General features: G+C 58.8%; 1 protein-coding gene. It reads right to left on the reverse strand.

Features of this window, described 5'->3' with window-relative positions; translation table 11 throughout:
• A partial coding sequence (locus RVY79_RS19675) for an ABC transporter substrate-binding protein (RefSeq protein WP_317466257.1) occupies positions 1-272 on the reverse strand: 272 nt, incomplete at both ends.

The raw sequence follows: 272 nt of genomic DNA on the forward strand, positions 1-272 counted from the left end.
GCCTTGATCTTGGTGAGCTGGGCCTTGAAGTCCACGTCGCCCTTGGCGAAGGTTTCGATGGTCGTCACCGGAATCTTCAGGTCTTCGAGCGCCTTCTTGAAGTTGTCGTAGCCGCTCTTGGTGAAGACATCGTCGTTGCCGTAGAGCACGGCCACCTTCTTCACACCGGCCTTCTTCACCACGGTCTGGATGGTGGCCGGCAGCACGTCGGCTTCGGTCACGGAGTTGCGGAAAACGTAGTCGCCAATGCTGGTGATGCCGTCTGCCGTGTT

It is taken from the genome of Chromohalobacter sp. HP20-39 (genome assembly GCF_033052815.1).
In the GTDB taxonomy this organism is placed as follows: Bacteria; Pseudomonadota; Gammaproteobacteria; order Pseudomonadales; family Halomonadaceae; genus Chromohalobacter.